This is a genomic window from Vibrio galatheae (assembly GCF_000967545.1).
Taxonomy (GTDB): Bacteria; Pseudomonadota; Gammaproteobacteria; order Enterobacterales; family Vibrionaceae; genus Vibrio; species Vibrio galatheae.
This window is the reverse complement of record NZ_JXXV01000022.1, coordinates 1-26,625: the sequence shown is the minus strand read 5'-3', so window position 1 is coordinate 26,625 and position 26,625 is coordinate 1. Positions and strand designations below refer to the sequence as shown.

General features: G+C 47.2%; 27 protein-coding genes. 12 read left to right on the top strand and 15 right to left on the bottom strand.

All coding sequences use genetic code 11. From position 1 onward, the window contains the following. Window position 1 precedes the first annotated feature (1 nt). The gene (gene ilvG, locus TW81_RS12950; RefSeq protein WP_045956151.1) at window positions 2-1,648 is read right to left on the bottom strand and encodes an acetolactate synthase 2 catalytic subunit; all 1,647 of its coding nucleotides are present in this window, start codon (window positions 1,646-1,648) and stop codon (window positions 2-4) included. A 470-nt stretch (window positions 1,649-2,118) separates the two neighbouring features. Between ilvG and TW81_RS12945 the strand changes: the two genes are divergently transcribed. Then, window positions 2,119-3,642, top strand: coding sequence for a YifB family Mg chelatase-like AAA ATPase (locus TW81_RS12945; RefSeq protein WP_045956150.1), 1,524 nt, complete (start codon window positions 2,119-2,121; stop codon window positions 3,640-3,642). A 28-nt stretch (window positions 3,643-3,670) separates the two neighbouring features. Here TW81_RS12945 and TW81_RS12940 read toward each other — a convergent pair whose 3' ends face one another. Next, on the bottom strand, window positions 3,671-4,651 hold the full coding sequence (locus tag TW81_RS12940; protein ID WP_045956149.1) for a DUF2860 domain-containing protein: 981 nt from the start codon (window positions 4,649-4,651) through the stop codon (window positions 3,671-3,673). A gap of 180 nt (window positions 4,652-4,831) precedes the next feature. Between TW81_RS12940 and TW81_RS12935 the strand changes: the two genes are divergently transcribed. Further along, on the top strand, window positions 4,832-5,716 hold the full coding sequence (locus TW81_RS12935) for an acyltransferase (RefSeq protein ID WP_045956148.1): 885 nt from the start codon (window positions 4,832-4,834) through the stop codon (window positions 5,714-5,716). Window positions 5,717-5,768: 52 nt separating this feature from the next. Here TW81_RS12935 and TW81_RS12930 read toward each other — a convergent pair whose 3' ends face one another. The 4 genes from TW81_RS12930 to TW81_RS12915 form a co-directional block, all read right to left on the bottom strand. Continuing rightward, on the bottom strand, window positions 5,769-6,371 hold the full coding sequence (locus TW81_RS12930; protein ID WP_045956147.1) for a thiol:disulfide interchange protein DsbA/DsbL: 603 nt from the start codon (window positions 6,369-6,371) through the stop codon (window positions 5,769-5,771). Window positions 6,372-6,396: 25 nt separating this feature from the next. Beyond that, window positions 6,397-7,383, bottom strand: a complete 987-nt coding sequence (locus TW81_RS12925; RefSeq protein ID WP_045956199.1) for a serine/threonine protein kinase — start codon at window positions 7,381-7,383, stop codon at window positions 6,397-6,399. A 53-nt stretch (window positions 7,384-7,436) separates the two neighbouring features. Further along, window positions 7,437-8,855 carry a cytochrome c oxidase accessory protein CcoG gene (ccoG, locus tag TW81_RS12920; RefSeq protein WP_045956146.1) on the bottom strand — a complete coding sequence of 473 codons (1,419 nt, stop codon included), beginning with the start codon at window positions 8,853-8,855 and terminating at the stop codon, window positions 7,437-7,439. A 264-nt stretch (window positions 8,856-9,119) separates the two neighbouring features. Next, window positions 9,120-9,386 carry a YihD family protein gene (locus TW81_RS12915; RefSeq protein WP_045956145.1) on the bottom strand — a complete coding sequence of 89 codons (267 nt, stop codon included), beginning with the start codon at window positions 9,384-9,386 and terminating at the stop codon, window positions 9,120-9,122. Window positions 9,387-9,956: 570 nt separating this feature from the next. Here TW81_RS12915 and TW81_RS12910 point away from each other — a divergent pair. Both TW81_RS12910 and trhA read left to right on the top strand, forming a co-directional pair. Further along, the gene (locus TW81_RS12910) at window positions 9,957-10,754 is read left to right on the top strand and encodes a sporulation protein (protein WP_045956144.1); all 798 of its coding nucleotides are present in this window, start codon (window positions 9,957-9,959) and stop codon (window positions 10,752-10,754) included. A 90-nt stretch (window positions 10,755-10,844) separates the two neighbouring features. Further along, window positions 10,845-11,498 carry a PAQR family membrane homeostasis protein TrhA gene (gene trhA, locus TW81_RS12905; protein WP_045956143.1) on the top strand — a complete coding sequence of 218 codons (654 nt, stop codon included), beginning with the start codon at window positions 10,845-10,847 and terminating at the stop codon, window positions 11,496-11,498. Here the strand turns inward: trhA and TW81_RS12900 are convergent. From TW81_RS12900 to def, 6 genes are all read right to left on the bottom strand, one after another. Further along, entirely contained in the window at window positions 11,495-12,055 is a 561-nt protein-coding gene (locus tag TW81_RS12900; RefSeq protein WP_045956142.1) for a DUF3157 family protein, read from the bottom strand. The two genes, trhA and TW81_RS12900, sit on opposite strands and share 4 nt — an antisense overlap. Before the next feature lie 9 nt (window positions 12,056-12,064). Then, window positions 12,065-13,510, bottom strand: coding sequence for a TrkH family potassium uptake protein (locus TW81_RS12895; protein WP_045956141.1), 1,446 nt, complete (start codon window positions 13,508-13,510; stop codon window positions 12,065-12,067). A gap of 9 nt (window positions 13,511-13,519) precedes the next feature. After that, a complete protein-coding gene (trkA, locus tag TW81_RS12890; protein ID WP_045956140.1) occupies window positions 13,520-14,896 on the bottom strand; it encodes a Trk system potassium transporter TrkA in 1,377 nt (458 codons plus the stop codon). 55 nt (window positions 14,897-14,951) lie between these two features. Then, window positions 14,952-16,232: a 16S rRNA (cytosine(967)-C(5))-methyltransferase RsmB gene (rsmB, locus tag TW81_RS12885; RefSeq protein WP_045956139.1), complete on the bottom strand. Its 1,281-nt coding sequence runs from the start codon at window positions 16,230-16,232 to the stop codon at window positions 14,952-14,954. Between the two features lie 72 nt (window positions 16,233-16,304). Beyond that, window positions 16,305-17,252 (bottom strand): methionyl-tRNA formyltransferase, encoded by a 948-nt coding sequence (fmt, locus tag TW81_RS12880; RefSeq protein WP_045956138.1) that lies wholly within the window; start codon window positions 17,250-17,252, stop codon window positions 16,305-16,307. Between the two features lie 27 nt (window positions 17,253-17,279). Continuing rightward, window positions 17,280-17,801, bottom strand: coding sequence for a peptide deformylase (gene def, locus TW81_RS12875; RefSeq protein ID WP_045956137.1), 522 nt, complete (start codon window positions 17,799-17,801; stop codon window positions 17,280-17,282). 176 nt (window positions 17,802-17,977) lie between these two features. On the opposite strand from def, the gene TW81_RS12870 reads away from it, so the two are divergent. The 4 genes from TW81_RS12870 to TW81_RS12855 are packed head-to-tail and all read left to right on the top strand — an operon-like array spanning window position 17,978 to window position 20,978. Next, the gene (locus tag TW81_RS12870; protein ID WP_052706218.1) at window positions 17,978-18,784 is read left to right on the top strand and encodes a hypothetical protein; all 807 of its coding nucleotides are present in this window, start codon (window positions 17,978-17,980) and stop codon (window positions 18,782-18,784) included. Beyond that, window positions 18,781-19,899: a DNA-processing protein DprA gene (gene dprA, locus TW81_RS12865; RefSeq protein WP_045956136.1), complete on the top strand. Its 1,119-nt coding sequence runs from the start codon at window positions 18,781-18,783 to the stop codon at window positions 19,897-19,899. Before TW81_RS12870 ends, dprA begins: the two co-directional genes overlap by 4 nt. A gap of 2 nt (window positions 19,900-19,901) precedes the next feature. Further along, window positions 19,902-20,381 carry a DUF494 family protein gene (locus TW81_RS12860; RefSeq protein ID WP_045956135.1) on the top strand — a complete coding sequence of 160 codons (480 nt, stop codon included), beginning with the start codon at window positions 19,902-19,904 and terminating at the stop codon, window positions 20,379-20,381. Between the two features lie 15 nt (window positions 20,382-20,396). Beyond that, window positions 20,397-20,978, top strand: a complete 582-nt coding sequence (locus TW81_RS12855; RefSeq protein ID WP_045956134.1) for a DNA topoisomerase family protein — start codon at window positions 20,397-20,399, stop codon at window positions 20,976-20,978. Between the two features lie 48 nt (window positions 20,979-21,026). On the opposite strand, the gene TW81_RS12850 is transcribed toward TW81_RS12855, so the two are convergent. Next, the gene (locus TW81_RS12850) at window positions 21,027-22,160 is read right to left on the bottom strand and encodes a 5-(carboxyamino)imidazole ribonucleotide synthase (RefSeq protein ID WP_045956133.1); all 1,134 of its coding nucleotides are present in this window, start codon (window positions 22,158-22,160) and stop codon (window positions 21,027-21,029) included. A gap of 4 nt (window positions 22,161-22,164) precedes the next feature. Then, window positions 22,165-22,650: a 5-(carboxyamino)imidazole ribonucleotide mutase gene (purE, locus tag TW81_RS12845; protein ID WP_045956132.1), complete on the bottom strand. Its 486-nt coding sequence runs from the start codon at window positions 22,648-22,650 to the stop codon at window positions 22,165-22,167. A gap of 194 nt (window positions 22,651-22,844) precedes the next feature. Here purE and tsaC point away from each other — a divergent pair, with 194 nt between their 5' ends. The 4 genes from tsaC to TW81_RS12825 all read left to right on the top strand — a co-directional run bounded on the left by tsaC (window position 22,845) and on the right by TW81_RS12825 (window position 25,516). Further along, window positions 22,845-23,402 carry an L-threonylcarbamoyladenylate synthase type 1 TsaC gene (gene tsaC, locus TW81_RS12840; protein ID WP_045956131.1) on the top strand — a complete coding sequence of 186 codons (558 nt, stop codon included), beginning with the start codon at window positions 22,845-22,847 and terminating at the stop codon, window positions 23,400-23,402. Window positions 23,403-23,423: 21 nt separating this feature from the next. Then, window positions 23,424-24,341 carry an oxygen-dependent coproporphyrinogen oxidase gene (hemF, locus tag TW81_RS12835; protein ID WP_045956130.1) on the top strand — a complete coding sequence of 306 codons (918 nt, stop codon included), beginning with the start codon at window positions 23,424-23,426 and terminating at the stop codon, window positions 24,339-24,341. A 75-nt stretch (window positions 24,342-24,416) separates the two neighbouring features. Then, the gene (gene aroE, locus TW81_RS12830) at window positions 24,417-25,253 is read left to right on the top strand and encodes a shikimate dehydrogenase (RefSeq protein ID WP_045956129.1); all 837 of its coding nucleotides are present in this window, start codon (window positions 24,417-24,419) and stop codon (window positions 25,251-25,253) included. Next, window positions 25,250-25,516: a DUF1488 family protein gene (locus tag TW81_RS12825; protein ID WP_045956128.1), complete on the top strand. Its 267-nt coding sequence runs from the start codon at window positions 25,250-25,252 to the stop codon at window positions 25,514-25,516. The genes aroE and TW81_RS12825 overlap by 4 nt, the downstream gene beginning before the upstream one ends. Here the strand turns inward: TW81_RS12825 and TW81_RS12820 are convergent. Next, window positions 25,509-26,057: a gamma carbonic anhydrase family protein gene (locus tag TW81_RS12820; protein ID WP_045956127.1), complete on the bottom strand. Its 549-nt coding sequence runs from the start codon at window positions 26,055-26,057 to the stop codon at window positions 25,509-25,511. The two genes, TW81_RS12825 and TW81_RS12820, sit on opposite strands and share 8 nt — an antisense overlap. Between the last annotated feature and the right edge of the window lie 568 nt (window positions 26,058-26,625).

Genomic DNA, 26,625 nt, shown 5'->3' with positions numbered 1-26,625 from the left:
GTTAGGTGTTCTCCAGCATGTCATTGTTTGATGCACCAGGTGGTACAAGTGGCCATACGTTTTCTTCTTCGTCGATTAAAACATGAAGTAGGTATGACGTTTTACTTTCTAGCATTTCTTTCAGTGCAGGCTCAACTTCTTCTTTCTTGGTAATGGTCTTACCAGGAATATCGAACGCTTTGGCTAGCATCACAAAATCTGGGTTGTCATCCAAAATAGTTTCACTGTGGCGACCATCAAAAAACAGCGATTGCCATTGGCGTACCATACCCAAACGTTGGTTGTTTAGCAGTACGACCTTGACTGGAATTTGGCGACGTTTCAGTGTGCCTAATTCTTGGATGTTCATCATAAACGAACCATCGCCAGTAATTAGAATTGATTGGTCATCTGGGCGAGCAACAGATGCGCCCATGGCAGCCGGAAGACCAAAGCCCATTGTGCCTAAGCCTGCAGAGGTAATGAAGTTTTGTGGCTCACGCGGCTGAATGTGTTGTGCGGCCCACATCTGATGTTGACCAACGTCGGTAGAGATAATCGATGTGTCAGGCATGAGATCAGAGAGCTGTTTGAGCAGACCCGGCGCATAGATAAGATCGCCTGGGTGATCGTAACGCCACTTAAATCCACTACGTAAACTTTCACTGTGCTTAACCCAAGGTGTGATGTCTTGGGTTAGTTCTAGCTGTGGCAGTACTGCTGGGATCTCACCGCGCACCGGAGCATTAGCAGTTCGTAGCTTGTGAATTTCTGCCGCATCGATATCGATATGAATCACTTTGGCGTTAGGGGCAAAGGTGTCCAGCTTACCCGTCACACGGTCATCAAAGCGCGCGCCAACAGCAATCAGCAAATCACACTCTTGCACCACTAGGTTGGCTGCTTTTGTGCCGTGCATACCTAGCATACCTAAGTAGTGAGGGTCATGACGCTCAATTGTGCCAAGCCCTTTCAGCGTGCTTACAGAAGGCATAGGATTTAAGCGTAGGAACTCACGCACTGCGTCGGTTGCATGACCAAGCTGAACACCACCACCAACGTAAAATACTGGGCGAGAACTTTGCGACAACAGGGTTTGCGCCTTGGTAATGTCATCTTGGCTCGCCACAGGCATCGCTGGCGGTGAAAATGGAGGAAGAAGGGTTACTGGGGCTTGGCCCAATTGAACATCTTTTGCAATATCGACAATGACTGGGCCTGGGCGGCCGGTTTTTGCTACTTCAAATGCTTCGGCAAGGGTTGGGGCGAGTTCATTAATGTCGGTCACTAGGTAGCTGTGTTTAGTACATGCCAGTGACATACCAATCACGTCGATCTCTTGGAAAGCATCAGTACCTATGTGTGAACTGGCAACCTGACCGGTAATCGCGACGAGTGGGATAGAATCCATGAAGGCGTCTGCTAGACCTGTCACTAAGTTTGTTGCGCCAGGCCCTGATGTCGCCATACAGACGGCAACGTCTTGAGTCGAACGTGCCATGCCGATCGCGGCCATAGCAGCGCCTTGTTCATGACGACAGAGGATGTGTTCGACACCGCCATCATACAGGGCATCATAGATTGGCATAATGGCTCCACCGGGGTAACCAAATACAGTTTTAATTCCTTGCTGCTTAAGGGCGGCAACGACTAACTCGGCACCTGTCATTGTGAACCCCCTCTAGGCATCATTTGCTGTTGTGTTATGTTGCACGTCATGTGCGCTCCCATTCTTCCTACGGCTCTGGTTTGAGCTTTAATTTATTGTCTGCCAATTTTTCAGCGTACTAATTGTAAAAAACCCCCGGACTTTTCAGTGCGGGGGTTTTTTTGAATCTGTGGTTATCTTTCGCCCACTCTACCCCGCGCGGTGTCAATAATGACCACGATAATCAGGGAAATCAGTGCGTTAAAGCGGGCGTTAAAGTTCATTATTATTTCTTTAGTTATTTGTGTCTAATTAGACACGAAAATGTTTGCGTCTCTAGTGGTAACATACAATTCCGCCAGATGACAAGCAAAAACTCATTCTTTTTTCACATTCACTCAGCAACTCGCCAAGCTATATAACATCCTTGATAACGAAATAGGCCAACTATCAGAGGGATAAATAATGTCTAGGCAAAAAGAGAGCGTGCGATGGGATTAGCCATAATACATAGCCGTGCGTGTGTTGGAGTCGAAGCGCCTCAAGTGACGGTCGAGGTGCATATTAGTAATGGTATGCCAGGGTTTACTCTGGTGGGTTTACCAGAGACGACGGTCAAAGAGTCGCGTGACAGAGTTCGTAGCGCGATCATCAACTCTCGTTTTGAGTTTCCGGCGAAACGGATCACGGTCAATTTGGCCCCCGCGGATTTGCCTAAGGAGGGTGGACGTTTCGATCTGCCGATTGCCTTGGGAATTCTTGCAGCTTCGGAGCAAATTCCTGTCAATGATCTTAACCATCAAGAGTTCATTGGCGAGCTGGCTTTGTCAGGTGAGTTGCGACGAGTTAAAGGGGTTCTACCTGCCGCCTTAGCCGCTAATCGAGCCAAACGCAGCTTGGTGGTACCACACAATAATGGTGATCAAGCGGCTTTGGTGGGCGCCGAACAACATAAGTCAGCTCAAAGCCTGCTTGAGGTGTGCGCCGACCTGTGTGGCCAACAGTCACTCTCATTGCATCAAACAGCTCATCAGCTAACAACGCCTGAACTTAAGCGTGACTTGCAAGATATCATTGGCCAACAGCAAGGCAAAAGAGCGTTAGAGATAGCCGCCGCAGGGAATCACAACTTACTTTTCCTTGGCCCACCTGGTACCGGCAAAACCATGTTAGCCTCGCGTTTGTGCGATTTATTGCCAGAAATGTCCGATAGGGAAGCGCTAGAGTCAGCCTCGGTTGCCTCATTGACTCAGCAAGAGATCAATGCCCATAACTGGAAACAACGCCCATTTCGCGCGCCACATCACTCTAGCTCAATGGCCGCGTTAGTTGGTGGTGGTTCGATTCCTCGTCCCGGAGAGATTTCACTGGCACATAACGGTTTACTGTTTCTTGACGAAATGCCTGAATTTGAGCGCAAAGTGCTCGACTCGCTGCGCGAACCTTTGGAGTCTGGTGAAATCATCATCTCACGAGCGCAAGGAAAGACACGCTTTCCCGCACGTTTCCAGTTAGTTGGGGCGTTGAATCCCAGTCCGACAGGGTACTACGAAGGTAACCATTCTCGGGTTAACCCACAAACAATTTTGCGTTATTTGAGCCGTTTATCGGGCCCGCTGTTAGACCGCTTTGATATGTCATTAGAAATCCCCGCTTTACCTAAAGGGACATTAGCTGAAGGAGGTGAGCGAGGTGAATCAACTCAAGTTGTGCGCGAGCGCGTAGTCGTTGCACGAGAAAAAATGCTGTCGCGAGCAAGCAAAGTCAATGCATTACTGGGGAGCCGAGAAATAGAGCGTTATTGCCCGTTACATAAGCAAGACGCGCAGTTTTTGGAAACGGCTCTGCATCAACTTGGTCTGTCGATACGTGCTTATCATAGGATCATCAAGGTGGCGAGAACCATTGCCGATTTGGAGGGCGCACAACAGATCGAGCGCAGTCATATTGCCGAAGCGCTCGGATATCGCGCGATGGATAGATTACTGCGTCAGCTAACGGCGCAGGCGGTCTAAATAAGCCCGCACGTTGCGGGCTATGGGGTTAGAATTTGTAATTGATACCAGCGGATAAAATCAGTTGTTGTTGGTAGTAAAAATCGATGTTGGAATCCGTTTGGCCGTAGCCAGCAAATGAGATCAGTGACAAGTTCTGCCATCCCATCAATTGGTTAAACTCATACGCGGCGAACAATTTCCATTGTTCATCTTCACGAGTCTGGTTGTAAACAGGGTGAGACGCATCGTAGCTTTGTCCGCTATAACCTGCTGTTAGTGCAAGCTGGTGGCGCTCAATGGCTGTGAATAGTGACAGTTCACTACCCCAAGATGTCAGGGAGTTTGCCTCCCCATCCGCGTCGGTGTTGATATAGATTAGCGAAGGAACGAGGAATGTGCGGCGATTAAGCGGAAAACGGAAGCTACCTTTGACATATAAAGAGTTGGCGTCGCGCTTAAGGAGGTCGTTATTGATATTCGCGTTGTAGCCGCCAGACTGCTCATTCTCAATATCTTTGACAGCGTAAGCGGTATCTAAACTCAATCCCGAGTTGGCAATGTTGCTAAATTTAAGTCGGTAAGCGTTGCCTTTCTCATTGGTGACACTGCGGGCGGTGTCTTCTTGGAATGGATCGGCCCAAGTTTCACCCGACATAATGGTTGGCAGCAAAGAGGCATCAATCACTGTTCCATTGGCCAGTTGTTGCTTATAGCCCACTTCTAGCGCTAATGTACCGATGGCAATATCTTCACGTGACGTTCCAAGGTAAATCTGTTTATCAAGCTGACGGCCAAAGGTAAAGGCAAGCTTTCCTAGCGGCAAAGCTAATACCTTGCTATCACTCGCGCCTTTTTGAGTATTGTCACTGATCCTGGCATCGGTATCGGTGTTAAAGCTAGAGGTTGACGAAATGTAGCCAGCGCTGAGCGATATCTCACCACTCAAGCCGGCGGAACTGGCGAGTTTTGCGCTGACAGAACTTGAACTCATCACAGCGAAAGCAACAAGTGTCGGGATGGTCTTCATTGCGTTTTCTCCTTGGCATAAGCCGAACGACTGACGCGGAAAAGGTCTAAGTGTTTCGAACAACTCTGACCATAGCTAGATTAGTTTCAAACTTTCGAATGGCTTGTATAATTACACGCCGTTTTATTATTCCTAAACGAATAGTTATCAATTTTTAATTAGATCTCAAATATTAAGCGTATGTTGGCATATTTACTGCTCGTTCTAAATGTTAGTTTGGTGATATTAAACTCCGCCGTCTGTTCGATCGCGATCTGTATTGTTGCCGTCTTTAAATTTGTTCTGCCAAGCGCAGTGCTTAAGTCAAAGGGAACCCAACTTGCCAATAAAATTATGTGGCTGTGGGCAACCGTCAACGCGGCGATTCTTAATATTTCCAACCCCGTTGAGTGGGATATTCAAGGTGGGGAAGAGCTTAAAAAGGATGGTTGGTACTTAATGATCAGCAACCACTTAAGCTGGACCGATATTGTTGTATTGTGCTGTGTGTTTAAAGATCGCATACCTATGCCGAAGTTTTTCCTCAAACAACAGCTTTTGTACGTGCCGTTTATTGGTATGGCTTGTTGGGCGTTAGATATGCCATTTATGCGCCGCTACTCGCGAGAATATCTTATTCGCCACCCAGAGAAGCGTGGTCAAGATCTTGCAACGACTCGCCGTTCGTGCGCTAAGTTTAAGCATGCTCCGACAACCGTGGTGAACTATGTTGAAGGGACGCGTTTTACGGAAGAGAAAAAGCGCTCTAGCAAAGCCAACTATCAATACCTACTTCAGCCTAAAACGGGTGGGATAGCGTATACGCTGGCGGCAATGGGGGATCAGTTTGAAAATATCATTGATGTCACGTTGGCTTACCCTGGTAACACGGATATGCCATTTAAAGATATGCTGATGGGGCGCATGACTAAGATTGTAGTGCGCACTCAAGTGTTGCCTGTTGACGATCAGGTGCAAGGGGATTACTTCAATGACAAGCCTTATAAGCGTCAGTTCCAGCAATGGTTGGGGGATATTTGGCAGCAAAAGGATGAGCGCTTAAAGCGCATCTATCAAGCTAAATAGTTTGGAGCAATTGATCACAAAGGGGAGCCTCTGCTCCCCCTTCTAGTTACGATTATTTCAATGTCAGCAAGTAGTCGACGAGTGCAAAGTATTCATCAACCGTGCGTAGTTTGCTTCCTTCGACAAGGTACTTGTTGTTGACAACAACGGCTGGAACCCCTTTTAAGCCACTGTCTTTAAACTGCTTGTCGAAACGGCGAACCATAGAGTCAACCGCAAAGCCTTTAAATGCAGCATCGAATTTCTTCGCGTCGACACCTTCATCAATAAAGATCTGACGCAGTTCTGCATCGTCCTTAGGCGCTTTACGCATATTGTGAATACGGTTAAACATCACTGGTGTCATTTTGTCCTCGACTTTTAAAGCCACCATAGTCGCGTAGGCTTTGCTCATCGATTCACCCATATTACCGCCCATAAAAGAGACATGGTTTTTTTGGAATTTGACATCTTCAGGTAATTGGGCTTTGAGCTGCTGGACGATAGGTTCGAAAGCATTACAGTGTGGACAGTAGAAAGAGAAAAACTCTGTCACGATAGGTTTTTTAGCAGCTTCTAGGTTAAGTACTGTGTAGTGTTCACCTTCAGAAAATTGAGCGGCGTGAGCCGACAGGCTCAACATTAGTGTGGCGACCAGTGCAAACAGCTTTTTCATTATTGACTCCATGTTGTCGATTCATTTACCACTGCGGCATAAGTGAAAGAGGTGGTTCGTCCAGCGCAGAAATCTGCTCTTTGAAAGCGAGGACTTGACTCTCCCAGTATTTTGGATCATTAAACCAAGGGAAGGCGAGAGGAAAAGCAGGATCTTGCCACCTTTTTGCTAACCATGCCATATAGTGCACCATACGTAGACCACGCAAAGGCTCAATTAGTTTCAATTCATTACTGTTGAAGTCATTAAACTCTTGGTAGGCCTCTAAGATAATGTCGAGCTGCATGAGTTTTTCCGATCGTTCGCCACTCAATAGCATCCATAGGTCTTGGATGGCCGGACCGTTGCGAGAATCATCAAGGTCGACAAACATCGGCCCATCGCGCCACAAAATATTGCCTGGGTGACAATCACCATGAAGACGCAGCATTGCTACGTTGCCTTGCCAATGGTTCTCTAATGATTTGATCAGTAGGTCGAGATCATTGAAAAAAGCATTCTCAAGGTGCAGCGGAATAAATTGCGACTGCTCAAGCAATTTACGTGGTTGATAGAGATACTCTTCTAGCCCTAACGTAGGGCGATGCTGAAAGGTTTGCTTTGAACCAACCTTGTGAATTCGACCTAAAAAGCGTCCGACACCTTCGAGTTGCTCTAGGTTGTCTACTTCAAACTGTCGTCCGCCAACACTGGCAAATAGCGCAAATAAGTAACCTTGATATTGGTGCAGAGTTTGACCATTAATCACCACTGGCGGCGCTACGGGGATCTCCGATTCAAGTAACTCGAGGGTGAAATCATGTTCTTCTTGGATTTGTGCTTGGCTCCAACGTTCGGGGCGGTAGAACTTAACCACATAACGCTGACGCTCTTCATCACTAAACTGATAAACGCGATTTTCGTAACTATTGAGAGCCAAGAAGCCAGACTCGGCACGAATCCCGACACTTTCGAGTGCGTACCACATAAAATCTGGAGTCAGGGCGTCAAAGTTAAATGCTTGTTGTGTCATAAAATAAAAGAGGCTCATTGCTGAGCCTCTTTCCATATTAGTGAGTAGAGCGCCTAAAGCTTTTTAATAAAGCGGCTTTCTACTTCAATCGTGAAGTCTTCGCTATCGGACAGTATAAACTGAATTGTCGCAACAGGAGAGCTGAGTTTATCTGGGTTTACACCTAAGCTCATTGGGAGGTTTAGGACCTCGCCCGGATCAACCTGCACTGTTTGTTTGCCATACCAAGAGGCATCGCTGAGTCCTTTAACGCTGAGTGTATACTGCTGCTCTTGCTGAGTCTTGTTGATAATTTTCAGTGTGTAGGTATTTTCGACTTCGCCTAAGCCATTGACTCTAAACAACTGATTGCGATCGCGTAGTACACTTAAACCTGCAGGGTCGACACTGGCAAGCTGAACGAAAAACAGTCCAATCATCACCAGCAATATCGCACCATAACCCAGCAGTTTAGGTCGTGCGACCTTAGTATGTTTCCCGGATAAACGGTGCTCAGTGGTGTAGCTGATGAGGCCTTTTTCATAGCCCATGCGATCCATGGTTTTGTCACAAGCATCAATACACGCGCCACAGTTGATACACTCGTATTGCAAGCCATCACGAATGTCGATGCCCGTCGGGCAAACCTGAACACAGAGATCACAGTCGATACAGTCACCTAAGCCAAGTGCTTTCGGATCGGCTTTACGTGAGCGTGGGCCGCGAGTTTCACCCCGTTTGCTGTCGTAACCAACAATGAAGGTATCTTTATCAAACATCGCTGACTGGAAACGAGCGTATGGGCACATGTGGATACACATGATGGAACGCATCCAGCCAGCATTAGCGTAGGTACAAATGGCGAAAAACAGAACCCAAAATACGGGCCAGAATTCGGCGTTAAAGGTGAAGAAACTGATCACTAAGTCTTTAATTGGCACAAAGTAGCCAGTAAAGGTAAATCCGGTTGCCAGTGCAATTGCCCACCATGCAAGGTGTTTAGCGCCTTTGCGCATGGCGAGATTGCCAGTGATCTTGCCAGAGTCTTGCTTACGGCGTTTGTTGGCGCTGCCTTCGAGTTTTTCTTCAAACCAGATATACATGAAGGTCCACACCGTTTGCGGACAAAGATAGCCACACCAAACACGACCTAGGAAGGTGGTGAGGAAAAATAGGCCAAAAGCAGCGATCATGAACAGTAGGGCAAGCAAGGTAAGATCTTGCGGATAAAGCGTGGTGCCAAAAAAGTTAAATTGTTGATTGCCGATATCAAGCAAAATAGCTTGACGTTCACCATAAGGAATCCACGGAATGAGGGTAAAAAATAGCAATAAAAACCAGCCGCCGTAACGACGAAGTTTTTGAAACGTCCCTTTACTTTCACGAACATAGATTCGATTGCTTGGGTTAAACCTATCCCCTTTAGTCTTGTGGGTTTTAGGGTTAAAGGTTTTGGGAGTCACATCTTTGATATCGATCTTATCCTGACTCATTACGCTTCCTTCTTGAGCTGAAAGGTGAGATTTTTGCTGTTCTCACTCTAAAAAACATTGCTACTTATAGGTTATTACTATTTTAGTAAATTCTTATGGACGACGATTATATACGCAATAACATTTTTATTTCTTTAACGCTATCAACCTTTAACAACAAAGATTACGACAGTTTTATAAATAAATGACCTAACAGTTTGGGCTTTTATCGTTACGACGATATAAAAAAAGCGACCTGAGGTCGCTGGTTTGAATCTTGGCACATTAGTCTATGATACCGCGTGCGCGTAAAATGGCAGTTTTAAAATCGTCTTCTTGATCTTTCTTTAGACCCGGAATCATTTCATCTTTGCTGCTGTTGCGCATTTTTAGATGGTAGATAAGCACATCATCGGTTAGTTGTTCTAGTTTTCCTTGGTAACCTGCTTCTTGAGCCAGTTTGACAATAAATTCAACTAGGTTCATTTGCTGATCTTTTTGCCACTCTGGCTCCAACAGTTCGATCAGCTCCTCAATACGGTGACATTTCATCGGCTTTCTCCACACAATTTATACTGATTTGTTGTTAAAGGTATCAAATTGACGAAGTGAAGGTAAGAAAAAAGCGCAGTCAGTGCTGCGCTTTTGCATTAGGCTGCCTTGGTTACTTTAGCAGGAGTGGTGGCCATGAGAGCGGCTTGTTCTACCAAAGTCATTACAGGAGCTGAGTTTTTTGCCACTGGAGAAGAAACGAATCCACTGCGGCGGCGCATCGCACTACGATTTGTGTGCGAGAACCTGACTGTTGTTGGGAGCATTCAGTTACCTAACTGTCAGGCATATCCATTGCCAATGTAATGGCCTAATTAACTATGAGTTGCGCTTCATCGCTGAAGTTTGGCTCTTCTGGCTCACGCCTATCCAAATAATTAACTAGGAATTTTGATATGCACGCATATCAATAAACAGATTAGCATTATGATTTGAATTGGTCGATATCTGATCGATTAAGATTCGCTACAATTATGTGAAGATGTCTGTAGTAGTGAGACACTAAACCAGATTAGTATGAAAGTAATCGAATGGTTCGGTAATGGTGTTGTATGTGCCAAGGAGGAGTTGATGTCGTTATTTAAGAAAACCCTGGCCAGTTTTGGTATTGGCTCCGCAAAGGTGGATTCCGTTTTACAGCAAGAAGTTCTTCACCCAGGGAAGAAAGTTAATATCACCATCCATGTTTATGGCGGTTCGACAGCGCAAGAGATAGATAATATCGATCTCAAGCTCTATTGCCGTTATATCAAAGAGGTACCAGCGAATCACGATAAAGACCAACACAACGCGAACCGTATGCGCCGCGTCCCTGAAAGTTATGTTTTGGCTAAGTGGTCTTTGCCTTATGCCTTTACGATCAGCCCGGGCGAAACACGTGATTTTGAAATTGAACTTGATGTGCCGTGGAATACGCCCGTGACTATCGGCGATTCCAAAGTCTGGTTAGAAACCGGGCTGGATATTGCAATGGCGAAAGATCCAACCGATAAAGATATTCTCACTGTCCGCCCTGATCCTTTGCTTGACGGTATTTTTACTGCGCTTGAAGAACAAGGTTTGCGTATTCGTCAGGTCGAATGTGAAGAGGTCGACGGGTTCGCGATGCCGTTCGTGCAAGAGTTTGAATTTGTCCCAACAACAGGGCCGTTCCACGGTCGCTGGCGAGAGTTAGAAGTGGTTGCGTATCGTACCGATGATAAGCTGCAGATGTGGTTTGAGATCGATCGTCACCGTGAAGGGGCAAAAGGCATGCTCGCAAGCTTGTTGGGGATAGGTGATCTCAAACGTCAGATGGACATTCCTCTCCATACATCAGCGCAAGAAGCTGGTAAGCGAGTGATTGCTTATTTGGATGCGCACTCTTAACTAAAATTTAAAACTTTCAGCTTACAAGTGTAAGCTTAATGTGCCATACTCTCGAGTAAATATTCCACTTTTACCCAGAGTAGGGCACGCATGTCTGCAAATCCTGTTGCTGAATACAGCGCGAAAGAAGAGTTCGCTAATACGCTGACCCACGCGTTGGGAATGGTGTTAAGTATTGTTGGCTTGGTTTTACTGCTAATGAAATCGGCACGAAGTAATGCTGATGCGATGACCATCACCAGTATGGCGATTTATGGTAGTAGTATGATCGTGCTGTTTTTGGCTTCTACCCTCTATCATGCAATCCCTCACCAACGCGCCAAGCGGGCGTTAAAAACCTTCGACCATTGTGCCATTTATTTGCTGATTGCAGGCAGTTATACCCCTTTCTTACTCGTGAGTTTACGCACCCCTTTAGCGATCGGTTTGATGGTGGTGATCTGGAGTATTGCTCTGTTCGGCATCATTATGAAGCTCGCCTTTGTTTATCGCTTTAAACGACTTTCGTTGGTGACGTATTTGGCGATGGGTTGGCTGTCGTTAATTGTTATCTATCAATTGGCGCTGAATTTGTCGTTAGGTGGATTGACGTTATTGGCAGTAGGCGGGGTGATTTACTCGCTTGGGGTTATCTTCTATGTTGCAAAGCGTATCCCGTACAACCATGCGATCTGGCATGGTTTCGTACTAGCGGGATGTGCCTGTCATTTCTTTGCGATTTACCTGTACGTTGAGCCGATTTAGCGAGTCTCGATAGTGACGATTCGAGCGTTCAGTTGATATTGCTCTGCTTGCTCTACATCAATCACGATTGGTTTTGCTTGAATTGCTTGCTGTGGTCGAAGGTAGGTGTCGGCTAACCGCTTGATCGCAGACCAAATCTTATATGGTTGTTTGACAATCACTTTTCCAGACTCATCAAGAATTTCAACTTCTAGTTCAACCAGTACGACAGATTGTGAGCTTTGGTTGGTAATGGAGGTTGGAATGATTAGCTGGCCCGAGTCATATTGAGCAGCGCCCAACAAAACATCCACTCCTGAATCTGACAATTGCATAACTGGCTTTGAACTGTTCAGCTCCACCACAGTAGCGACTTTCCTATCAATCACAGGAATGCTCGGCGTAGCGATCACCGCAGCGGCAATTTGTTGATCATTAGACGTTTCTAGCTGGCTAATGTAATGCCAAGTGAAGTCGTCATTGAGTTGGATTTGGCGTCCATCATCAAGTGTGACGGTTTGCGCTGCGTAACTAATAGTACTTGCGAATAAACAGAGTAGCCCAAGCGTTGATTTCATTTTTATTCCTTAACGTCGCCAAAAAGCGGGGAAAAACAGCACCAGCAAAGTCAAAATTTCTAGCCTTCCCATTAACATGCCGAGACTGAGCAGCCATTTTGCGGCGTCTGGCAATGGCGCAAAGTTTCCCGTCGGGCCAATAACTGTACCCATACCCGGGCCGACATTGGCTACTGCGGTAATCGATCCCGAGATACTGGTGATAGGGTCGAGCCCCATCGCACTCAACCCGCCAGCAATGACAATAATGGTGATAAAAAATGTCAGGCCAAACGCCACCACTGAGCGGACGATGTCGTCGTTAACAGGGCGTTGGTTGTAGCGCTGAACGAATACACCGGAAGGATGAATCAGCTTCATCATTTGTTTATTGAGCAGAGTCAGTGCGATTTGGAAACGGAAGATTTTTATCCCGCCGGAGGTTGAACCTGAGCATGCACCCGCCATCATCAGAAAGGCAAATAATGTCGTTGGCAGTGCACCCCATGCGGTAAAGTCTTCTAAACCAAAACCGGTCGTCGTGACCACAGAGACTATGTTGAACATGGATACGCGCAGTGCATCTAAAATGGTGTAATCGTCACGGATCACTAGCCAAGTAGCAATAATCAGGCTACTCACAATGAACAGATAACTAAACCCGCGCACCTGAGCATCGTTAGCCAGCTCATTAATGCGCCGTTTTCGTAGGGCAGCGACAAACAGTAAGAAGGGCAGCCCACCTAAGAACATAAATAGGGTTGCGATCCAATGTGCGCCTTTAGGGAAGTGATTCATTGAGCCATCGGAAGTGGAGTAACCGCCGGTAGAAAGCGTTGTGAAGGCGTGGTTTATGGCTTCAAACAGATTCATGCCTGTCAGCATATAGCCGCCGAAACACAGACCGGTCAGTGACAAATAGACAGCAACGATGTTTTTCGCCACCGTTTTGGCTCTGGGGCTACTTTTATCTGACCAGTCGGAAGATTCTGTGTGGAACAATTTCATACCGCCGACGTTAAGCATTGGCAGTACCGCGACTGCCATAACAATAAAGCCAATCCCGCCAAGCCATTGCAGAATTGAACGCCAGAGTAAAATGCTTGGTGCCATATCATCTAATCCACTCAGGACGGTTGATCCTGTGGTGGTAATACCTGACATGGTCTCAAAGTAGGCATCGGTAAAGCTAATATGGTTGATAAATACAAACGGCAATGCGGCAAAGGCGCTGGCGATAGTCCATACCAAACTAGTGATGAGGAACATATCGCGCACGCTGAGCTTAAATTGCTTGGTTCGACCTATGGTTAAGCAGATAAATGCGGCGAGGTGAGTAATTAACACCGCCTGGCCAAACTCCAAAAATCCCGCAGTACCCGTGATAAATGCCACGATAGTTGGGACATACATAAATAGGGCAATTTTGGATAACACGAGCCCAATAACAAATAGGACAGGGCGGAAATTGACCATAACCAGTACCTAAAGGAAAAATGGGCTCGGTTGGAACAGTGCTTCGACATCTGGCACGTACTTCTTGTCGACTAAGAACATCACCACGTGGTCGTCCTGCTCAATGACAGTGCGATCGTGAGCAATTAATACTTCTTCTCCGCGCACAATGGCTCCTATGGTTGTGCCCGGTGGCAGCTTGATGTCACCAACAGCTCGGCCGACTACTTTTGAGGTACTTTCGTCACCGTGAGCGATCGCTTCGATGGCCTCTGCTGCACCGCGACGCAGCGATGATACGTTGACAATGTCAGCGCGACGAACGTGAGTGAGCAGCGCAGAAATCGTGGCTTGTTGCGGTGAAATTGCGACATCTATTGCGCCGCCCTGCACTAAGTCAACATAAGCACCACGTTGGATCAGCACCATCACTTTTTTCGCGCCCATCCGTTTGGCGAGCATCGCAGACATGATGTTGGTTTCATCTTCGTTGGTCAGGGCGATAAATACGTCGACCTGGTCGATATTCTCTTCGGCTAAAAGCTCTTGGTCAGCGGCATCGCCACAGAAAACGATGGTGTTTTCGAGTTCTTCGGAGAGCTTCTCCGCACGTTGGTAACTGTGCTCGATTAATTTAACGCTGTAAATATGTTCAAGGCGACGTGCTAGGCTCGCACCAATGTTACCCCCACCAACAATCATGATGCGGCGATAAGGTTTCTCAAGACGCTGAAGCTCACTCATGACCGAACGAATGTGGTTGCTGGCGGCAACAAAGAATACTTCATCATCGGCTTCAATGATGGTAGTACCTTGAGGTCTGATTGGGCGACCTTGACGGAAAATGGCCGCAACGCGAGTATCAATATGCGGCATATGTTCGCGCAGAGCAGACAACGCATTGCCGACCAATGGGCCGCCATAGTAGGCTTTTACTGCCACTAGGCTGACTTTTTGCTCAGCAAAGCTAACCACTTGTAGTGCGCCAGGGTATTGAATCAGACGTTCGATATAGCTGGTCACCAGCTCTTCAGGAGCGATAAGGTGATCGACGGGGACGGCGCCAGATTGAAACAGCGCTTCTTTTTCTGCTAAGTATTGCGGTGAGCGAATACGCGCAATACGGTTAGGTGTGTTAAATAGAGTAAAAGCGACCTGACAGGCCGCCATATTGGTTTCATCCATGTTTGTCACGGCGACCAACATATCAGCATCCTGAGCACCCGCTTCACGCAGCACGTCTGGGTGACTGGCGTGACCATTGACGACTCGCAGATCATATTTGTCTTGCATTTCGCGCAGACGATCCGAGTTGCTGTCGACAATGGTGATGTCATTGTTTTCGCCAACTAGGTTTTCTGCCAATGTGCCGCCAACCTGACCTGCACCAAGGATGATGATTTTCATACATTAATCTCGTTTAACTACTCAAATGGCGCAACGTCAGTTGTCGCCATGATAATTACACTTGCTTGGTGAGGACAGCGTAATAGAAGCCATCCATATCTTCTTCACCAGGCAAAATTTGACGACCTGGATTCTCGGTCTCTGAGCCTTGTAACTGAGCATCCTCAGTACGCGCTAAAAAGGCTTTGACTTGCTCTTTATTCTCTTGAGGGGTGATTGAACATGTCGCGTAAACTAAGGTTCCACCCGGCTTTAGTTGTTGCCACATCGCATCCAATATCTCGCTTTGCAGTTGTGCCAGCGCATTAATATCGTCAGCGCGACGTAACCACTTGATATCTGGGTGACGACGAATCACACCCGTGGCCGAACATGGCGCATCGAGTAGAATGCGATCAAATTGCTCACCTTGCCACCACTCTTGTGGATTTCGTGCGTCACCGCAAATCACATCGGCACGCAATTGTAAGCGCTCTAAGTTGTCGTAGACGCGGTCAAGACGCTTGGCATCACTATCAATGGCAACTACTTCGGTATCTTCCGTGTGTTCAAGAATATGCGCAGTCTTACCTCCCGGCGCGGCGCAGCAATCGAGAATCAGTTCGCCATTTTGCGGCTGCAAGTAGTTGACTGATAGCTGAGCGGCGGCATCTTGTACCGATACCCAGCCGCGTTCGAAGCCGGGCAGAAGTGTCACATCACAAGGAGAGGCCAGTTTTATGGCATCAGCAGCTTCAGGGTGGATGCTGAATTCAATGTTTGCATCTTTAAGCAGCTCAAGATATTCATCACGAGTATGGTGCTGGCGATTGACGCGCAGCCACATTGGCGCTTTGCTGTTGTTGGCTTCGACCACTTGATCCCACTGCTCTGGATAGCTTTCACGCAACATGTTCAGTAGCCAATTTGGGTGACCATATTTACCCGCATTGTGGCTGACGGCTTTTTCATCTAGCGCTTCTTGATCGCGCAGGTAGCTACGTAACACGGCGTTAATAAGGCCGCGTAGGCTTGGGCCTTTCAACGTCTTGGTGCCTTCGACCGTTTCGGCTACCGCAGCGTGAGCTGGAATGCGCATGAAACTTAATTGGTAAATACCGACCAGAATTAAGTGGTGGAAAACACGTTTTTTCCCTTTCAATGGATTGTCCATCAGCTCATTAGCGATAGACTCTAAACGTGGCAAGTAACGTAGTGCGCCGTAACAGATCTCTTGTAATAGCGCATGGTCTCTTGGTCTGATGGTCTTTTGCGCCGCAGGTAAGGCGTGTGAAAGAGATTGGCCTTTATCGACTACTTGGAATAGGACGTTGGCTGCAGCAGCGCGAACATTCATGGTGAATACCTTAAATTAAGGGAGGGTGTCTCCACCCTCAAAATGTACTTTTTCCCATATGGGAGAGTATGTTTAAACCAGTTGAGTACCGACTTCAAACCAGCTAGCGCGTGAGTTGAGAATATCTTGCACCGGCATGGCCTTCTTACCTGGAACTTGGAGCTGTTCAAGTACCAGCACACCATTGCCAGTGGCAACATAGATACCGGTTTTGTCCGCTTGGAGGATAGTACCGACAGGCTGGGTGGTTGATTGCTCATCGACACGGCTTTGCCACACTTTAATGCTATTGCCTGCCGCATCAAAATGGCTCATAGGCCAAGGGTTGAAAGCGCGCACACAGCGTTCAATGTGAGCGGCATCGTCGCTCCAGTTAATACGAGCTTCTTCTTTGCTCAGTTTTTTCGCGTAGTTGGCCTGCTCGTCATCTTGTTTCTCAGGCACTGCATTGCCGTCAGCGATATCTGCGAGGCAATCTACCAGTGCATCAGGGCCAAGTTCAGCCAACTTCTCATACATTGACGCGCTGGTATCTGTCGCCTCAATGGGCAAGGTAGCTATCTTGAGCATATCACCCGTATCTAGACCGATATCCATCTGCATGATGGTTACGCCAGTTTCAGCATCACCGGCCCAAATTGAACGTTGAATCGGCGCCGCACCACGCCAGCGCGGTAGAATTGAACCGTGTACGTTGATACAGCCCAGTTTTGGTGTATCTAATACGGCCTGCGGAAGTAACAGGCCGTAAGCGACCACAACCATGATATCGGCGTTTAAATCAACCAACTGTTGTTTTGCTTGGTCGGATTTAAAGTTTTCTGGTTGGTAAACTGGAATATCGTGTTCTAAGGCAATGTGCTTGACTGGGCTTGCTGTCAGCTTTTTACCGCGGCCTGCTGGGCGGTCTGGCTGGGTGTAAACCGCAATAACTTCATGCTCCGAAGACAACAACGCCGCCAAGTGACGGGCGGCGAAATCCGGAGTACCAGCAAAAACTATTTTCAAAGGTTTGCTCAAAGTACCTTCCTTCTATGGTTTAGCAGTTTAGGCTTTGCTTGTGTTCTTCTCATTGAAGCGTTTGATCTTAGCCAGTTTGTCTTGAATACGCTTACGCTTTAGCGGTGAAAGGTAATCAACAAACAGTTTGCCTTCTAAGTGATCAAGTTCGTGTTGAACACAAATCGCGAGTAGGTCATCCGCTTCAAATGTGAACTCTTGACCATCACGGTTAAGGGCTTTCACGGTCACTTCTGCTGCGCGAGGTACGAGTGCTCGCGCACCAGGTACCGATAGACAGCCTTCTTCAATGCCATCTTCACCACGCTTTTCAATGATTTCTGGGTTAATCAGAACCATAGGCTCGTCGCGGTTGTCAGAAACATCGATAACAACAATACGTTGGTGGAAATCAACTTGGGTTGCTGCCAAGCCAATACCTTCTTCGTCGTACATGGTTTCAATCATGTCATCAACGAACTTTTGAATTTCAGGAGTCACCTTTTCCACTGGCTTAGCCACGGTGCGAAGGCGATCATCCGGAAATGTTAATACTTGTAATACAGACATATACACTCGAAATGTTGAACTGTGCCGAATCAGGATAAACCTCGTTGGCTCAATTCTAGACATTTTACACCCCAAATGACAGCATCAATGCGCTTTTTAAGCACCATCTCATAGTTGTTACTGCGCTGAGTCGCCAGAAAAGTCGCTGTGATAGATAGCTTATTTGGAGTGAAACTATGTTGCGCCTTTGGAAACCTTTAGTGGTTGCTGCGTTATTACTGACGGTGAACGGGTATGCTCAATCTGCACCAAGCAAGCCAGTGGTTAGCCTCAGTCCTGCAATCCATGTGCGGGAGAAAACGCCAGTTGTTGAGCTGAACCCAATACCGATTGTGCCCGCTTATCCTAACCATGATCGGTTACTCACCAGTGAGCAATTGCGACTGAGCAGTCGCGTATTGGGCAATGGTCTTGGTCGCCAGTTAATCGATGCGCAAGAGTCTATCTATATTTCGGGCACACATAATGAGCAGGAATGGGCAATATATCGAGTGATGGCGGAATTTTCGCGCGGAGAGCATTCTGTTCAGGCGGTGAGAAAAATCGCCCACGCACAGTTGGGCGCACATCAAGATGCGTTGACTAAGCTTGAGGTTGTGACTCAGCAGCAAGAGATTTTGCTCGGCGATATTGCATTGCCGAATTTATCTTCAGGCTCTATTGCTGCACCTTTGGAGCCCACATCAATAACCAGTATAGGTGTTAATATATTAGGTTCCGTTAAGGGGACGCACTTTATTGGCGAAAACCAAACTGTGGTGCTCAATCGTGGTCTGCTTGATGGTATAGAGCGGGGAAATATCTTCGACTTGTTAGATTTTTCAGCGCTGCAAGAAAGTGGGCAGCCATTACCACAACGTCGAATTGGCCAATTGGTGGTCATGCGCGTCTATCCACATTTTAGCCTAGCAGTGGTGACTCATAGCCAAGATGCAATCACGACTGACACACAACTCCGCCCGGTAAAAAGTGATCGGTCATGAATAATCATGAGCTTGAAGCTTGGATCGCACTCAGTTTCACGCCTAGGGTTGGCCCTAAAACCTTTGCTCGCCTTGTTGAGCGAGATTCGCCACTCAATATCGTTGAATCTAATCAGGCCGCATTAGTTGCGCTTGGCTTTAATGAGCGGCAAATTCGCTATCTTAAAACCGAGGCCTCCAGCGACGTTGCCCATTGTTTGGATTGGCAGCAGCAAAGTGACCACCATCACCTTGTGACTAAACAAGACGCTTGTTACCCACAATTATTGGACCAAGCGGTAGGCTCTCCGCCAATTCTATTTATCCGCGGCTCTCTAACATGCCTATCTGAACCCCAAATAGCTCTGGTTGGTAGCCGCAATGCCAGTGTCGACGCGCTAAGCAATGCACGCCGTTTTGCTCATGCGCTAGTGGAGCACGGTATTGTCGTGACCAGTGGCCTCGCTCTAGGGGTAGATGGCTATGCGCACGATGGAGCGTTGCAAGGCAAAGGACGCACCTTAGCTGTGCTTGGCTGTGGCCTAGATACGGTTTACCCCGCACGTCATCGCCAGCTAGCGGATCGGATAGTAGCGGAAAACGGCGCTTTAGTGTCTGAGTTTCACCCCAGCGCTAAGCCGAAAGCCGATCACTTTCCACGCCGAAATCGGATAATTAGTGGGCTCTCGCTAGGTGTGTTGGTGGTTGAGGCAGCCGAGAAAAGTGGTTCGTTAATTACCGCCCGGTATGCCGTGGAGCAGGGGCGTGAGGTATTTGCCATCCCGGGCTCGATTCATGACCCCAATGCTCGTGGATGTAACCTGTTGATTAAGCAAGGGGCTTGTCTGGTGATGCGGGTTCAGGACATCATTGATGAAGTAGAAGTCCTATTGCGTTGGTCTAGTGAGAGTAAGCCACCAATTCAAAATGAACTGTTTGCTGAAATAGATAGTAAAGAAGAATTGCCATTTCCTCTGCTGTTAGCTAACGTAGGAAGTAAGGCTACACCAGTTGATATTCTTGCAAACAGGACCAATATACCTGTACAGGAAGTCATGATGCAGCTCTTGGAGCTTGAGCTTTTAGGGCATGTTGTTGCAGTTTCCGGTGGCTATATTCGAAAGGGGAGGGGCTAGCTATGATGATGGATATCCTAATGTATCTGTTCGAAACCTACATCCATAGCGATGCAGAGTTACAAGTCAATCAAGATGAGCTAGAAGACGAACTTCTTCGTGCTGGCTTTCATCAAAAAGACATTTATAAAGCCCTTATCTGGCTAGAAGAGCTAGCGGCACTGCAGCAAAGTGAAACTCACTCTGCAATTTCAGTGTGCAGCACTTCGAACTCGACTCGTATTTACACCAATAAAGAGTGTGAGCGCCTAAGCCTAGAATGTCGCGGTTTTTTGACTTTCTTAGAGCAGGTGAGTGTGCTGACCACAGAAACTCGTGAGATGGTGATTGACCGTATTATGGGTTTAGAGACCGACGAGTTCGAACTCGACGATCTTAAATGGATTGTTCTGATGGTGCTGTTTAATGTGCCTGGGAACGAGAATGAATACACACTTATGGAAGAGCTGTTGTATACCAAAGAGCAAGGTATTCTGCACTAATTTCCACGAGTTGATATGAGCAACAAAATCGATCACCAACTGTTTTCAGCCCATGAACAGGCGTTAGAGCATCAAGCTTGTCCTAAATGCCAAAGTGAACAGCGCGAAGGTGAGCTGCACCTTCGCCACGGCAAGCATGGCCCGTTTCTGGGTTGTGATCAGTATCCCGTCTGCGATTACATCAAGCCTTTGCATCAAAATGATGGCCACGTGATTAAGGAGCTCGGTGTCGCTTGCCCTGAGTGCGGTAATGAGCTGGTTCTGCGTCAGGGCCGTTATGGCATGTTTATCGGCTGTAGCCATTATCCACGATGTCACCATATCGAATCATTTGATCAGCCTAAACAAGATCAGCAACCCGTCAGCCTTTCTTGTCCCGAATGCGATAAAGGTCAGTTAGTCGAAAGGAAAACACGCTTTGGTAAGCTGTTCTACGCCTGTGATAACTACCCCAAGTGTAAGTTTGCTGTGAATCAGCCTCCGATTGCCGGGGTTTGCGAAAAATGTGGTTACCCATTGCTGGTTGAGAAGAAACTGGCTAGCGGTAATAAACGGCAGTGTGCTGACAGAAAGTGTCACCATATCCAGCAAGATTAAACAAAAAACGGCGCTCGATGCGCCGTTTTTACATCCAACCTGCGGAGGCTACTGATTGAAGCTGGCAGCAAATTCGTGCACGGCAGGGAACGTGTCTTTGTCGAGTACGTCTGCAAGAGCGCATAGTTTACGTTGCAACTCGCCGCTGTAATCGCCACACACGTTGATGTGGCCCATCTTACGTCCTGTGCGCTTCTCTTTGCCGTACCAGTGAATATGTACGCCATCCATAGCAAGTAGCTCATCAGGTAAAGTGTCTTCACCTAAGATATTGATCATCGAAGTTTCACGAATGAGCTTAGTGCTACCCAGAGCTAGACCGCATACAGCACGTAAGTGGTTTTCAAACTGACAGGTTTCTGCACCTTGCTGAGTCCAGTGCCCAGAATTGTGCACACGTGGCGCAATTTCGTTGACCAACAGCGTTCCATCGACGTCGAAAAATTCCAACGCAAGCACGCCGACATAGTTAAGCTTCTGTGCGACGGCGGTGAACATCTGTTTGGCCTGCTGTTGAAGCTCGATGTCAGCGATCGCGGTTGAAAGAGTTAACACACCATTGGTATGGACATTTTCTGCTAATGGGTAGACGGCAATCGCGCCATCTTGACCACGCGCACCAACCAAGGAGACTTCACGTTTAAATGGCACAAACTCTTCAGCAACAATGGCTTGAGAGTCGCTTGCAGTCATGCACTCAGCCATTTCTGCCCAAATTGTTTCTACTTGGCTGGCTTCTTTCAAGCGCCACTGACCTTTGCCATCGTAACCACCTAAAGCACTTTTTAGCACCATAGGCATGCCCACGTGTTCTATCGCTTGATCAAAGTCTTCACGTGACTGAATAACAAAGTACTTGGCGTTGCGAACGCCAGCGTCATCAAGCAGTTGTTTTTCGATACGGCGATCGCCACCGGCTTTTATCGCGGAAGAAGATGGGAGGAACTTTCCGCTTTGCTCGCATACTTCGAGGATATCGTGCGGAATGTGTTCAAACTCGGCAGTAATCACATCCGCTTGTTCAATCGCATTGTCTAGGCCATGACCTAGTACCGCTTGAGTGAGCGGATGAACGATATTCTGACTTCCGACATCGTAGGCAGAGATCTCAATATTCAGTGGTGCGCCCGCTAAGGACATCATGCGAGCTAACTGACCTGCACCTAAAACTAAAACCTGCATTGCACTAATCCTCGGCAGGGTTTGGGTTAGCTAGAACCGTTTCAGTTTGCTCGGCGCGGAAGGCTTCAACTTTCGCCATCACAGTCTCATCATGTGTGCCGAGAATTTGCGCGGCCAGAATCCCCGCATTGGCGGCACCAGCTTCACCAATCGCCAAAGTGCCAACGGCAATACCTTTCGGCATTTGCACAATGGAGTAAAGCGAGTCAATTCCGCTGAGTGCGCGAGATTGTACTGGGACGCCAAGTACTGGCAAAGATGTGAATGCCGCCGCCATACCAGGTAGATGCGCTGCACCGCCAGCTCCGGCAATAATGACCTTTAAGCCACGCTCTTTGGCGCTGGTTGCGTAATCAGCAAGAAGTTGAGGGGTGCGGTGTGCAGACACGACTCTGGTTTCGTACTCAACGCCGAATCTATCGAGCATTTCTGCTGCAAGTTTCATGGTTGGCCAATCGGATTTAGAACCCATAATGATACCGACTTTCATCTCAAACTCCTTCAAAGCTACTTACAATTAGTGAGCAAACAATTTGAGCGCATTATACGGGGATTTTTATATCAAGCAAACGTTTGCGCAGGGTTGAAAGGAATAGCTAATACATTTCTCAACAAATTGCCTTAGTCTCTAGATAAGAATCTTTGTACACTTAGTGCAACAATGAGTTTATAGGGTTTGACGTGGTGGACAACTTTAATCAAGCACTGAATGCTTTGATAGCTGGGCAAGTGATTGCTTACCCAACGGAAGGCGTGTTTGGTGTTGGCTGCGATCCGGATGATGCTCAAGCGGTAAATCAGTTACTAGCACTAAAGCAGCGACCTGCTGAAAAGGGCTTAATCCTCATCGCCGCGAGTTATGAGCAGCTCATACCATATATTGATGAGTCGCAGTTGACTCAAGAGCAGTTGCAGCGAGTTAAACAGAGCTGGCCCGGTCCAGTTACTTGGATCATGCCGAGCAGCGAACGAGCTTCTCATTGGATCACGGGTCAATATGATTCAATTGCGGTTCGTGTGACGGATCATCCTTTGGTGCAAAAGATGTGTAATGCGTTTGGAAAGCCGCTAACCTCTACCAGCGCAAATCTGTCTGGTCAGCCTCCTTGTCGAACAAGTGAGGAAGTCTACCTACAGTTTGGTCATTATCGCATTGCTGTGCTAGAAGGGCAGACTGGCGGCAGAGAAAAGCCGAGCGAAATTCGTGATGCCAAAACATTACAAGTATTAAGACAGGGATAACCCTGCAGTATAGGAAGTCGTATGTCAGCCATAGATAAACAAGCGGTGAAGCAGTTCTTAATGGATCTGCAAGATTCAATTTGTCAGCAACTAGAACAGGCGGATGGAAAAGCTGTTTTTGTTGAAGATGCATGGCATCGTGAGCCTGGAGAAAAGCTCGGTGGCGGTGGTCGCACTCGGGTAATGAAAGATGGCGCCGTTTTTGAACAGGGCGGGGTTAACTTCTCTCATGTTGAAGGCAAAGAAATGCCCGCCTCTGCTACTGCACATCGACCTGAACTGGCAGGACGTCGATTTGAGGCTATGGGGGTTTCTTTGGTTATGCACCCAAACAATCCTTATGTGCCAACCTCGCACGCTAATGTGCGTTTCTTTATTGCCGAGAAAGAGGGAGAAGAGCCGATTTGGTGGTTTGGTGGTGGTTTTGATCTCACCCCCTTTTATCCTTACGAAGAGGATGTGCGCTATTGGCATAACACAGCAAAAGATATCTGTGCTCCATTTGGTCGAGAGGTATACGCAGAGCATAAAGCTTGGTGCGACAAATATTTCTATCTACCCCACCGAGATGAAACACGTGGTGTGGGTGGCCTCTTTTTTGATGATCTCAATCATTGGCCATTTGATAAGTGCTTTGACTATATAAAAGCGGTCGGAGAAGGTTACACCCAAGCGTACTTGCCAATTGTTGAGCGACGTAAAAATACCGAATACGGTGAGCGTGAGCGTCAGTTCCAACTATACCGCCGTGGCCGTTACGTCGAATTCAATTTAGTGTTTGACCGTGGCACCTTATTTGGCTTGCAAAGTGGCGGGAGAACGGAATCTATTCTAATGTCTATGCCACCGCTCGCTCGATGGGAATATAGCTACCAAGTGGAACCTAACTCTCCTGAAGCAGAGTTATACGCTCACTACCTCAAACCCAGAGAGTGGTAAGACTTTCCTCATATTATAGATAGTGATAGGGTCAATGGCTCGCATTGACCCTTTTTCGTTGTGGCAGGTAAGGAAATGACTCAGCAAGTCGATAACTACGTCGTTTTTGGTAACCCAATCTCTCAAAGTAAATCACCTTTTATCCATACACTATTTGCTCGTCAAACCAATCAGTCACTGACATACATTACGCAATGTCCGGAGAAGAATGCGTTTGACCAAGCGGCGAGCGACTTTTTTGCTCAAGGCGGTAAGGGATGCAATGTCACTGTGCCTTTTAAAGAAGACGCCTACCGTTTTGCTCACCGTGTGACTGAGCGAGCCCAGTTAGCGGGAGCGGTCAATACACTGAAAAAGCTTGATGATGGTGAAATCCTTGGTGATAACACCGATGGAGAAGGACTGGTTCAAGACTTGCTTCAATATCAGGTCCCTCTCAAAGGGACGCGTATTCTTTTGATTGGTGCTGGGGGTGCGGCGCGTGGCGTGATTAAGCCACTACTTGATCAGCAGCCAGCTAAGATTGTCATTACCAACCGTACTTACTCTAAAGCGAAGCAATTGGCTGAATTGTTCCAAGCTTATGGTCCCGTCGCCGCGCATGAGATGACATCGGTCGACGAGAGTTTTGATGTGGTCATTAACTCAACCTCATCCAGCCTAAGTGGTGAGCTGCCAGCAATTTCAGCGGCAATTTTTTCTCCCCAAACCTTCGTTTATGACATGATGTATGGTTCGGGAAAAACGATTTTCAACCAGTGGGCTGCAGACCATGGTGCGTATAAGGTCTATGACGGCCTAGGCATGCTGGTTGGTCAGGCCGCAGAAAGCTTTATGCTCTGGCGTGGTATCAGGCCCGGTACTAAACAGATTTTGCGCGAGTTAAGAAAAAATTTAGAGGGCTTGCAATGAACCAATCGATCTTATTCCCTGATATCCAATCCTGGGTACCGGATAAGCAAGCAGTACTGTTTTCAGCACAGCAAGCCGGTGCACTTATTCACTGCTTGGTCAGTAAAACTGAGTTAGAAAAGCTATCAGGGCAAGTGATTAGTAATCAGCAGCAAGCTCTAGAAGTATTCGTTCAGTATCGATTCGATCTTGAAGAGCTTGCGGAACAGCTCATAGAAGATGAAGAGTTCAATACAGAAGGAATAATAGAGGTGGTTAGTTAACCTCTTTTACCTCGTGTAGGAAGTCCTCTTTGTTCTGCACATAGTTATCAGCAGATTTTTGTAAGAAAGCACGTTCCTTATCATTCAGTGGACGTGCTTGTTTCACTGGGCTGCCTACGTAAAGGAAACCACTTTCTAAAACTTTACCTGGTGGAACCAAACTGCCCGCACCGATCATTACTTCTTGCTCTATGACTGCGCCGTCCAAAACAATTGCCCCCATTCCCACCAGCACTCGATCTTTAATTGTGCAGCCATGAAGCATCACTTTGTGGCCGACAGTGACATCATTGCCTATGATAAGGGGATAGCCGTGAGGGTTCTCTTCGTTCTTATGGGTGACGTGTAGCACGCTGCCATCCTGAATATTGGTTCGTTCACCAATGTGGATGTGGTTGACATCTCCACGAGCGGCAACGAGTGGCCAGACACTAGAGTCGTCTCCGATACGTATTTCGCCAACCAAAACAGAGCTGCTATCTATATAGACACGTTTACCAAGTTGGGGCTTTATACCTTTATAACTGCGTAGAGCGCTCATTTCTTCTCCTTATCTAGAGGGGATTTTGCCATTTGACGGGTAGAAAAGTGGCAAAAACAGGTCGTTTTGAATAGAAAATACCCAAACAATAAAAAAATCAAAAAAAACTGAAAAAAGGGCTTGCCAATGTGATGGCGATCTCTATAATGCCCCCTCGCTGACACGGGAACGCTTCGTAAGAGTCGCAGCCCAGTTAGCACGGTCAATTAGCCCAGCGGAAACGCTAGGAAAAAGTTTGAAAAAAGTGGTTGACACTAAACTTTATCTCGCTAAAATGGCCGTCCGATTTGAGCTGGACTCAATCGGAAAGCTCTTTAACAATATAAACCTATCAATCTGTGTGGGCACTCGTTGATGATAATCCAAATCGTTTCTTCGGAAACAATTTAGGTTTCAATGAACTGAGTGACCAATCGAGATTAAGTTTACTTAGTCTTGGCACAGTCAATTCATTATCGTTCTGTTGGAACGATAATAAGCTTTAAAATTACATTAGTAGTTTTGAAGTCAGTATTCATTGAGCCGAACAAAATCTTAAATTGAAGAGTTTGATCATGGCTCAGATGCA